This window comes from Dactylosporangium sp. NPDC000244 (genome assembly GCF_040300725.1).
GTDB lineage: Bacteria > Actinomycetota > Actinomycetes > Mycobacteriales > Micromonosporaceae > Dactylosporangium.
The window spans coordinates 33622-43258 of sequence record NZ_JBEPEH010000068.1 but is presented as its reverse complement, the minus strand read 5'-3'; the positions used below and the strand labels follow the sequence as shown (position 1 = coordinate 43258).

Genomic DNA, 9637 nt, shown 5'->3' with positions numbered 1-9637 from the left:
GCACCTGGCGGGGTACGTGACGCCCGCGTGAGCGGCGCCACTGGCGCGGTCGTCTTCGAGGGCACTCCGGCCGATCTGGTCAAGGCCCGCTCCACGCTTACGGGCGAGCACCTGGCGGGGTACGTGACGCCCGCGTGAGCGGCGCCACTGGCGCGGTCGTCTTCGGGGGCACTCCGACCGATCTGGTCAAGGCCCGCTCCACGCTCACGGGCGAGCACCTGGCGGGATACGTGACGCCCGCGTGAGCGCCACCGCCGCCCGGGATCGCCGAAGGGTGGAGCGGCGCCTCGAGGTGCTGCGCCTGCCCGTCGTGCCAATGCGGCGGGCCGCGAGCCCGAGGCGTTCGGCGTCGGGCCCGACGGCCGCGCGCTCGCGGTGCGGGCGCACGACGAGCCCGGGCGGCGGCTCATCACCGTCCACGACGGCTGGTCCGGCCGGACAGCCTTGAGATCGGCCGCCTGAGCCTGCTGGCCGGCAGAGGCGACCTGCACACGTTCGAGCGCGGCGCCTGCTTCTCGATCGGACTGGACGACCTCACATGAGCGCGACGGTGACTCGGAGGCCCTCGCCGGGCAGTGCGGTCGCGGTGGCGTCTGGTTGGTCGATCGGGCTGGGCGGGCTCATGGGAACGTGACGGTGACTTGGAGGCCGCCGCCGGGTGGTGCGGTCGCGGTCAGGTCGGCGTGGTGGGCGTTCGCGATGGCCCGGACGATGGCCAGTCCGAGGCCGTAGCCGTCCTTCGTGGTGCGAACGCGCTGGGCGCCGAGGCGCTGGAACGGCTGGAAGAGGCGGTCCAGCTCATCCTCCGGCACGACGGGGCCCGTGTTCTGCACGCTCAGCGTCGCGCGGCGGCCGGTCACGCCGGTCGTGACCGTCACCGTGCCGCCCGGCACGTTGTGCTTCGCGGCGTTGTCGACGAGGTTCGCGACCAGGCTCTCCACCAGGTCCGCGGCGCCCTTCGCCGGGGCCGCGTCCAGGCTCGTGGTCAGCGTCAGACCCTCGAGCGGGCGGTCGGCCAGGACGCGGCGGGCCACCTCGGCCAGGTCCAGCGGCAGCGCGTCCTCCACGCCCTGCTCGCCCGTCGCCAGGGTCAGCAGCGAGTCGATCAGCCTCGCCTGGGACTCGCCGAGCGTCAGCACCTCGCGGGCGGCCGCACGCAGGTCGGCGGGGGAGGCCTCGGGATCGGCGAGGGTCACCTGGAGCAGGGCGCGCTGGGCGGTCAGCGGTGTGCGCAGCTCGTGCGAGGCGTTCGCGACGAAACGGCGCTGGGCCGCGAAGGACGCCTCGAGGCGGGCGAACAGGTCGTCGAGGGTCTCGGCCAGCTCGGCGAACTCGTCGCTGCGGCCCATCTCGCCGAGCCGGCGATGCAGGTTCGTGGCGGAGATGTCCCGGGCGGTGTCGATCATGATTCGCAGCGGGCGCAGGAAGAGGCCGGAGACCTGCCAGCCGAGGACGACTGCGATGACCAGCATGGAGAACATCGAGAACACCACGAGCTTGATGAACGCGGGAGTCTGCTCCGACTCGATGCCGCCCAGCGGGGCCTGACCATCGCCGACCGGCGACGACACCCTCGTCCCGAGCAGCGGGATGAGCAGGAGCACGAGGCCGGACACCAGGAAGGGACCCGCGTAGAGGAACGTCAGCTGGCGGCGGACCGTCCAGCGCCAGTTCATGCGCCAGTTCGTAAGCCAGTTCATCAGCCAGTTCATGAGCCACTCTATGCGCCACCTCATGCCGGACCGACCCGATAGCCGGCCTCGCGCACGGTGTGGATGACGGGCGGGTCGCCCAGGCGCCCCCGCAGCCGCCGGACCGTCGTCTTCACCGCGGTCGTGAACGGGTCGGCAGCCTCGTCCCAGACGCGCTCGAGCAGCTCCTCCGCGGACACCGGGCGGCCGCCCGCGGCCATCAGGCACTCCAGCACACCGAACTCCTTCGGGCTCAGCTCCAGCCGCCGCCCGTCGCGGGTGGCGGCGTGCCGGGCCGGGTCCAGGGTCAGGTCGCCGACGGTCAGCACCGGCGGCAGCGCCGTGGTCGGGCGGCGGGCGAGGGCGCGGATGCGGGCCACGAGCTCGTCGAAGTCGAACGGCTTGGGCAGGTAGTCGTCGGCGCCGAGGCCGAGGCCCTGGATGCGGTCGCGGACGGTGCCCGCGGCGGTGAGCATCAGCACCCGGCTGGCCTGATGGCGCTCGACGATGTGCCGGCACACCGTGTCGCCGGCGACGCCGGGCAGGTCGCGGTCGAGGATGACGACGTCATACCGCGTCACCGCCAGCTTCTCCAGCGCCTCCGCCCCGTCGAGGACCACGTCCACGGCCAGGCCCTCGCGGCGCAGGCCGGTGCCGATGGTCCGGGCCAGGATCTCGAAGTCTTCCACGACGAGCACGCGCATGCGTCCACGATGCCAGGCCGCCGGTGTCAACGCGGTGACAGCCGACGACACCGGGCTGCCACCGCCCGCCGCGTAGAACCGAACCATGCATGACGCCACCATCACCGTCGACGGGCTGCGCAAGCGGTTCGGCCCCACCCTGGCCCTCGACGGCATGACCTTCACCGTGCGGCCCGGGCGCGTCACCGGGTTCGTCGGGCCGAACGGGGCCGGGAAGTCGACCACCATGCGGGTGATCCTCGGGCTCGACGCGGCCGAGGAGGGACGCGCGCTCGTCGGCGGGCGGCCGTATCGGGGCCTTGCCCGGCCCCTGTGCCACCTCGGCTCGCTGCTGGACGCCGCTGCCCTGCAGCCGGGCCGGACCGCCCGCAACCATCTGCTCTGGCTCGCCCACTCGCAGGGCCTGCCGGGCCGCCGCGCCGACGAGGTGCTGGAACTGGCCGGCCTCGGCGGCGTCGGACGGCGGCGGGCCGGCGGCTTCAGCCTCGGCATGCGCCAGCGCCTCGGGATCGCCGCGGCGCTGCTCGGCGACCCGCCCGCGCTGATGCTCGACGAGCCGTTCAACGGGATGGACCCCGAGGGCATCATCTGGATGCGCACATTCCTGCGCGACCTGGCCCGCGAGGGCCGGGCGGTGCTCGTCTCCAGCCACCTCATGAGTGAGCTGCAGGGGACCGCGGACCACGTGGTCGTGGTCGGCCGCGGGCGCGTCATCGCCGACGCCGCAGTGGCCGAGCTGCTGGCCGGGGCCGCCAACGGGAGGATCGTCGTGCGCTCCTCCGCGATCGACCGGGCTTCGGCCGTACTGCGTGAGCACGCCGAATCCGTCCTGCCCAACGGCGACGGCACGCTCACGGTCACCGGAGCGGCCGCCGAGGAGGTCATCGCGCGGCTGACCGCGGCGGGCGTGCCGTTCTCCGAGGTCTCCGCGCACCGCGCCACGCTCGAGGACGCCTACCTCGACCTGACCCGCGACGCGGTCGAGTTCCGCGCCGCCGCCCCCGGGGAGGCACGATGACCTTCGCACGCGTCCTGCACGCCGAGTGGACGAAGCTGCGCACCGTGCGCGGCTGGGTGCTCGGCCTGCTCGCCGGGGCCGCGGTCATCCTCGCGCTCGGCCTCACGCCCAGCCGCGGCGGCTCCTGCGACGTCTCCGACTGCACCCCGGCGCACGGGCCCGAGGGGCAGGCGGTCGCCGACCAGTTCACCTACGTGCACCGCACCCTCACCGGCGACGGCAGCATCACCGCCCGGGTCGCGGACCTCACCGGGCGGCTGCCGGCGTTCGACGGCGCGCAGACGCGCGACGGGCTCGCGCCGTGGGCCAAGGCCGGCCTGATGATCAAGGACGGCACGAAGGCCGGTTCCGCGTACGCGGCGGTGATGCTGACCGGCGAGCACGGGGTGCGGCTGCAGTGGAACTACGTGCACGACGAGGGCGTCGACGCCGGCGCGAAGGTCAAGCCGCAGCCGGTGTGGCTGCGCCTGACCCGCGCCGGTGACACCGTCACGGCCGAGAAGTCCGCCGACGGCACGGCGTGGGTGGCGGTCGGCTCGGCCCGGCTGCCGGGGCTGCCGGCGACCGTCACGGCCGGGATGTTCGCGACCTCGCCGCAATACTCCGAGCAGGTCAACGAGTCCGTCGTGCTCTCCGGCGTCTCCGGCGCGCCGAGCACCGCCACCGGCACGTTCGAGCATCCGGTGACGACCGGCACCTTCTCGGCGGACTGGGAGGGCCCGCCCGGCGGTGCGGCGCCGGAGCCGGCCGGAACCGGTGCGCCGGACGGCGCGCGGGCTCGTTCGGAGGGGCCGCAGACGGGCGCCGCGCCGACCGCGGACGGCTGGACGGTGACCGGCTCCGGGGACATCGCGCCCGCCGTCTCGGGCGCGGCCGGGGGCAGCGTGACGATCAGCCAGACGCTCGTCGGGACCTTCCTCGGGCTGATGTTCGTGGTGGTGGTCGGGGCGGTGTTCGTCGCGGGGGAGTACCGTCGCGGCCTGATCCGCACCTCGCTCGCGGCCGCCCCGCGCCGGCTGCACCTGCTCACCGCCAAGGCCCTCGTGCTCGGCGGCGCCGTGTTCGGGCTCGGGCTGGCCGCGGCCGCGGTCGTGGTCGCCTTCGGCCCGCGGGTGCTGCGCGGCAACGGGGCCGCGGTCGCGTACGCCTCGGCGGCGACACAGGTGCGGGTCGTGGCCGGCACCGCGCTGCTGCTGGCCCTGTGCGCGGCGCTCGCGGCCGGGTTCGGGGCGCTGCTGCGCAAGGGCGTCACCGCGGTCACCGTCTCGATCGTCGTGATCGTGCTGCCGTATCTGCTGTCGGTCACGGTGCTGCCGCTGCGCGCGAGCGACTGGCTGCTTCGGGTGACACCGGCCGCGGCGTTCGCGCTGCAGCAGAGCGAGCCGCGCTGGGACCAGGTCGACAACATCTACTCGCCCGCGGACGGGTACTTCCCGCTGCCGGCGTGGGGCGGGCTGGCCGTCCTCGCCGTGTGGGTCGCGGTAGTGCTCGGCGGCGCGGGGTACCGGCTGCGGCGGAGGGACGCATGAGGACCGCCCTGCACGCCGAGTGGACGAAGCTGCGCACGTCGCCTGGCAGCTGGTGGCTGCTGGTGGGGGTCGCGGCGGCCACGATCGCGCTGAGCGCCCTCGCCGCCGTGGCGGTGTCGTGCCGGGCCGGCTGCACCGCCGACCTGCCGAAGGTCTCGCTGACCGGGGTGCAGCTCGGGCAGGCCGTGGTCGCGATCCTGGCGGCGCTGGTGATCGGCAACGAGTACACCACCGGCATGATGCGGGTCAGTCTCGCCGCCGTGCCCGGGCGCACCCGGCTGCTGGCGGCCAAGGCGCTGGTGCTGCTCGCGACCACCTCGGTCGCGGCGGTCGCCGGCGTCGCCGGGTCGGTGCTGGCGGGCCGGGCGCTGCTGCCCGCGCACGCGTTCGTGTGGCGGCCGGTGGTCGGGTCGGTGCTGTATCTCGAGCTCGTCGCGCTGCTCGGGCTCGGCCTGGCCGCGGCGGTGCGCAGTCCGGCGGGCGCGGCCGGGATCGTGCTGGCGCTGCTGTACGCGTGGCCGATCGTCGCCCGCGCGGTGACCGACAAGGCGTGGTCGCGGCGGCTCGACCAGCTCGGCCCGGGGACCGCCGGCACCGCGGTGCAGGCCACGAAGGACCTGGCTTCGCTGCCGATCGGGCCCTGGGCCGGGCTCGGGGTGCTGGGGCTGTGGGCGCTGGGCGCGCTGGTGCTCGGCTGGCTGCTCCTGGTGCGCCGCGATGCGTAGGCCGCATTCTGCGATGGCGCCGGCGCGATCGACCGGGGCGGGGCGTAACGGTGCTTGGCTGGCTGCTCCTGGTGCGCCGCGATGCGTAAGGCCGCCCCGTCCTGCCGCTCATGCCGCCCGCGCGCACCCCGCGAAGGCCCCGCTACGAAAGGCCCGGATACGACATGACAGGGCCTAAAGGTGCTCGGCGAAGAAGTCGGCGGTCGTCTTCGCCGCGTGGGCGACCTGGGGCTCGTTGTCGTACAGGTCGATGTGCCGCTCGCAGTCGAGCCACTCGATGCGCTTCGGACCCGCAGCCCGCTCGAACAGGCGGGCGGCGAGGTCCGGGGAGCAGTAGGCGTCGACCTTGCCGTGCACGACCAGCAGCGGGGTGCGGCCCAGCAGCGGCGCGGCGCCGAGTGCGTCGAACGTCATCAGGCTGTGCAGCGAGCCGCGGGTCACCCGGTTCTCCCACGTCGGGGCGGCTGAGCGGGCGGTGCCGTAGTAGGCCCACGGCTCGTCGCCGCCCATGGCCGCCTCCCCGCCGTCCTCCGCCACGGCCGGGATGAGCTCGTCGTAGCGCTCGACGAAGGTGCGCAGGGCGGCGCGGTAGCCGTCGGAGAGCTCGGGGCTGTTGTAGCCGCCCGCGATCCCGGCGACCGCCCGCACGCGCGGGTCCTGGGCCGCCGCCCGCACCGCGTAGCCGCCGCCGAGACACACGCCCAGCAGCCCGATGCGGTCCGGGTCGACGGCCGGGTGGGCGGCGAGCGCGGAGACCGCGGCGCGCAGGTCGGCGAGCTTGCCCTGGGTGTCCTCGTGACCTCGCCGGCCGCCGCTGGCCCCGAAGCCGCGGTGGTCGAAGGCGAGCGTGACGAACCCGGCCTCGGCGAGCCGCTGCGCGTACGTGCCCGCGACCTGCTCCTTGACCCCGGTGAACGGGCCGGTGACCGCGAGGGCCGGAAGCGCGCGGCCGCCGCGGGGGATGCGCAGGTGCCCGCTGAGCGCTATGCCTTCACTGACAAATGCAAGTGCTTCAAGGTGTACTGCCATGGGGCGACGATAGGCTTGCCGGCGGTACCGATGAAGAAGGCACTTTGCGGTGCCCATGCCGGCCGGAGGACCGATGGCGCTGGTGATCCCCGACGTCCTCGACGAGACGTGCGCGACGCGGCAGGCCCTCGAGCGGCTCGCCGCCAAGTGGCGCGTCCTGCTCATCTACGCCCTGGCCGCGGGGCCGCAGCGGCACGCGGAGCTGCGCCGGCGCGTCCCCGGCATCACGCAGAAGGTGCTGACCGAGACCTTGCGCGGCATGGAGGCCGACGGGCTGGTCGAGCGGCGGGTGCTCAGGGAGGCCGCGCCGCAGCACGTGGAATACGCCCTCAGCCCGCTCGGCAAGACGCTCGAGGGGCCGCTGCAGGCCATCTGCGACTGGGCGTCGATGAATGTTACACCGTCACCATCGCCCTGAGCTGCACGTTCAGGTCCCCGTCCCATCGACCGGCGGAAAACTGTCGTACCCCCAGCCTAAGGTCCGGGGCATGCGCCGCCCCGCCCTCATCGCCGCCCTCGCCGCCGCCTCGGCCGCCGCCGCCACGCTCGTCGGCGTGCTGCCGGCCGCGGCCGCCGAGCCTTATCTCGACCCGAGCCTGCCCGTCGCGCAGCGGGTCGCGGACCTGATGTCGCGGATGAGCCTCGACGAGAAGCTCGGGCAGATGACCCAGGCCGAGCGCGGCTCCGCGTCCGCCGCCGACGTCACCAACTACCGGCTCGGCTCGATCCTGTCCGGCGGCGGCTCCGCTCCCTCGCCGAACACCGCGAGCGCCTGGGCCGACATGACCGACGCCTTCCAGCGCGGCGCCCTCGCCACCCCGCTGAAGATCCCGATCCTCTACGGGTCGGACGCGGTGCACGGGCACAACAACGTCGTCGGCGCGACGATCTTCCCGCACAACATCGGCCTCGGCGCCACCCGCGACCCCGCGCTGGCCCAGCAGGTCGGCCGGGCCACGGCCGACGAGGTCAAGGGCACCGGGGTGCACTGGACGTTCTCGCCCTGCGTGTGCGTGGCCCGCAACGACCGCTGGGGCCGCACCTACGAGTCGTTCGGGGAGAAGCCCGAGCTGCCCGTGTCGATGGCGACGATCATCGACGGATACCAGTCCGGCGGCGTGCTCGCGACGGCCAAGCACTACGTCGGCGACGGCGGCACCACCGGCGGCGTCGACCAGGGCGACACCCAGATCTCCGAGGCCGAGCTGCGGGCCGTGCACCTGCCGCCGTTCCAGGAGGCGATCCGCCGGCACGTGGCCTCGGTGATGGTCTCGTTCTCCTCGTTCAACGGGCAGAAGCTGCACGGCAACGACTACCTGCTCAACGGCGTGCTGAAGGGCGAGCTGGGCTTCGACGGGTTCGTCGTGTCCGACTGGAACGGCATCGACCAGATCGAGGGCGGCGAGGGCTTCACCGCCTCCGAGGTCCGCCGGGCGGTCAACGCGGGCATCGACATGGTGATGGTGACGAGCGCGTGGAAGCAGTTCATCGACGTCCTGCGCGGCGAGGTCCAGGCCGGGCGGGTCACCACGGCCCGCATCGACGACGCGGTGCGCCGGATCCTCACGAAGAAGTTCGAGTTCGGGCTCTTCGAGCACCCGTTCGCCGACCGGACGCTGACCGGCACCGTCGGCAACGCCGCGCACCGCACCGTCGCCCGGCAGGCCGTGCGCGAGTCGCAGGTGCTGCTCAAGAACACCGGGGTGCTGCCGCTGGCCAGGAGCGGCAAGATCTTCGTGGCCGGCAAGAGCGCCGACAACATCGGGCTGCAGAGCGGTGGCTGGACGGTCAGCTGGCAGGGCGCGTCCGGCAACACGACGCCGGGCACCACGATCCTGCAGGGCATTCGCGCCTCGGCCGGGTCGTCGGCGACGGTGACGTACAACGCGTCGGGATCCGGCATCGACCGCAGCTACAACGTCGCCGTCGCGGTGATCGGGGAGACGCCCTACGCCGAGGGCCAGGGCGACCGCCCGAACTCGCTCGGTCTCGACGCGACCGACCTCGCGACCCTCAACACCCTCAAGGCCTCCGGCGTGCCCGTGGTGGTCGTGCTGGTCTCCGGCCGCCCGCTGGACATCGCCGCGCAGCTGCCGGACTGGAGCGGCCTGGTCGCCGCGTGGCTGCCCGGCACCGAGGGCGCCGGCGTGGCCGACGTGCTCTTCGGCGACTACGCCCCGACGGGCAAGCTGCCGATGACGTGGATGCAGTCGGCGTCGCAGGAGCCGATCAACGACGGCGACGGCAAGACCCCGCTGTTCGCCTACGGCTACGGCCTGACGTATGCCACGACGCCGCCGCCGAGCGCGCCGGGCCAGCCGGGCACCCCCACGGTCTCGGCCGTGACCAGCACCTCGGCCACGCTGACGTGGACCGCCCCGGCGACGGGCACGGCCGCGGCGTCCTACCGCGTCTACCGCGGCGACACGCTGCTGGCCACGGTCGCGTCGACCGCCTACCAGCTGACCGGCCTGACCCCGACCACGACCACGTCCTACACCGTGGTGGCGGTCGACTCGGCGGGCCGCACGGGCCCGGCCTCGGCCGCGGCGACGGTGACCACCCCGCCGGCCACGACCACGCCGCCGCCGACGAGCACGCCGCCGCCGTCGGCCGCGTGCGCCGTGACGTACTCCGTGAACGACTGGGGCGGCGGCTTCACCGGCACCGTGTCGGTGAAGAACGCGGGCAGCTCCACGATCAACGGCTGGACGCTGGGCTTCACGTTCCCGGGCAACCAGAAGGTGTCCCAGGGCTGGTCGGCCACGTGGACGCAGTCGGGCGCGGCGGTGACCGCGAAGAGCGAGGCGTGGAACGGCACGCTGGCCCCGGGCGCGTCGCAGTCGGCCGGCTTCAACGCGACCTATACCGGCGCCAACCCGCGCCCGGCGTCCTTCACCGTGAACGGCGCCGCCTGCACCGTCTCGTAGGCTCGCGGCTC

The 9637-nt window shown here is 74.0% G+C and carries 8 protein-coding genes; 5 read left to right on the top strand and 3 right to left on the bottom strand.

What is annotated here, in order from left to right; genetic code table 11:
* Positions 1-620: 620 nt before the first annotated feature.
* Complete coding sequence (locus ABT369_RS54585) at positions 621-1712, bottom strand: sensor histidine kinase (protein WP_350626086.1); 1092 nt, start codon at positions 1710-1712, stop codon at positions 621-623.
* A gap of 20 nt (positions 1713-1732) precedes the next feature.
* A complete protein-coding gene (locus ABT369_RS54580; protein WP_350626084.1) occupies positions 1733-2395 on the bottom strand; it encodes a response regulator transcription factor in 663 nt (220 codons plus the stop codon).
* 85 nt (positions 2396-2480) lie between these two features.
* On the opposite strand from ABT369_RS54580, the gene ABT369_RS54575 reads away from it, so the two are divergent.
* From ABT369_RS54575 to ABT369_RS54565, 3 genes are read left to right on the top strand one after another with little or no spacing between them, the layout of a single operon-like run.
* Complete coding sequence (locus ABT369_RS54575; RefSeq protein ID WP_350626082.1) at positions 2481-3413, top strand: ATP-binding cassette domain-containing protein; 933 nt, start codon at positions 2481-2483, stop codon at positions 3411-3413.
* Positions 3410-4942 (top strand): ABC transporter permease subunit, encoded by a 1533-nt coding sequence (locus ABT369_RS54570; protein ID WP_350626080.1) that lies wholly within the window; start codon positions 3410-3412, stop codon positions 4940-4942. The genes ABT369_RS54575 and ABT369_RS54570 overlap by 4 nt, the downstream gene beginning before the upstream one ends.
* The gene (locus ABT369_RS54565; protein WP_350626078.1) at positions 4939-5667 is read left to right on the top strand and encodes an ABC transporter permease; all 729 of its coding nucleotides are present in this window, start codon (positions 4939-4941) and stop codon (positions 5665-5667) included. Before ABT369_RS54570 ends, ABT369_RS54565 begins: the two co-directional genes overlap by 4 nt.
* A 174-nt stretch (positions 5668-5841) precedes the next feature.
* Here the strand turns inward: ABT369_RS54565 and ABT369_RS54560 are convergent, their stop codons facing one another.
* Positions 5842-6753, bottom strand: a complete 912-nt coding sequence (locus ABT369_RS54560; protein ID WP_502891952.1) for an alpha/beta hydrolase — start codon at positions 6751-6753, stop codon at positions 5842-5844.
* Positions 6754-6769: 16 nt separating this feature from the next.
* Between ABT369_RS54560 and ABT369_RS54555 the strand changes: the two genes are divergently transcribed.
* On the top strand, positions 6770-7114 hold the full coding sequence (locus ABT369_RS54555) for a winged helix-turn-helix transcriptional regulator (protein ID WP_350626074.1): 345 nt from the start codon (positions 6770-6772) through the stop codon (positions 7112-7114).
* A 70-nt stretch (positions 7115-7184) separates the two neighbouring features.
* Positions 7185-9626, top strand: a complete 2442-nt coding sequence (locus ABT369_RS54550) for a glycoside hydrolase family 3 N-terminal domain-containing protein (RefSeq protein WP_350626072.1) — start codon at positions 7185-7187, stop codon at positions 9624-9626.
* Positions 9627-9637: the final 11 nt, after the last annotated feature.

Bases quoted from the DNA above. Each gene is read 5' to 3' on its own strand.
- ABT369_RS54575 (WP_350626082.1), top strand. From the start codon at position 2,481: ATGCATGACGCCACCATCACCGTCGACGGGCTGCGCAAGCGGTTCGGC.
- ABT369_RS54585 (WP_350626086.1), bottom strand. From the start codon at position 1,712: ATGAACTGGCTGATGAACTGGCTTACGAACTGGCGCATGAACTGGCGC.
- ABT369_RS54555 (WP_350626074.1), top strand. From the start codon at position 6,770: ATGGCGCTGGTGATCCCCGACGTCCTCGACGAGACGTGCGCGACGCGG.
- ABT369_RS54580 (WP_350626084.1), bottom strand. From the start codon at position 2,395: ATGCGCGTGCTCGTCGTGGAAGACTTCGAGATCCTGGCCCGGACCATC.
- ABT369_RS54565 (WP_350626078.1), top strand. From the start codon at position 4,939: ATGAGGACCGCCCTGCACGCCGAGTGGACGAAGCTGCGCACGTCGCCT.
- ABT369_RS54570 (WP_350626080.1), top strand. From the start codon at position 3,410: ATGACCTTCGCACGCGTCCTGCACGCCGAGTGGACGAAGCTGCGCACC.
- ABT369_RS54560 (WP_502891952.1), bottom strand. From the start codon at position 6,753: ATGGGCACCGCAAAGTGCCTTCTTCATCGGTACCGCCGGCAAGCCTAT.
- ABT369_RS54550 (WP_350626072.1), top strand. From the start codon at position 7,185: ATGCGCCGCCCCGCCCTCATCGCCGCCCTCGCCGCCGCCTCGGCCGCC.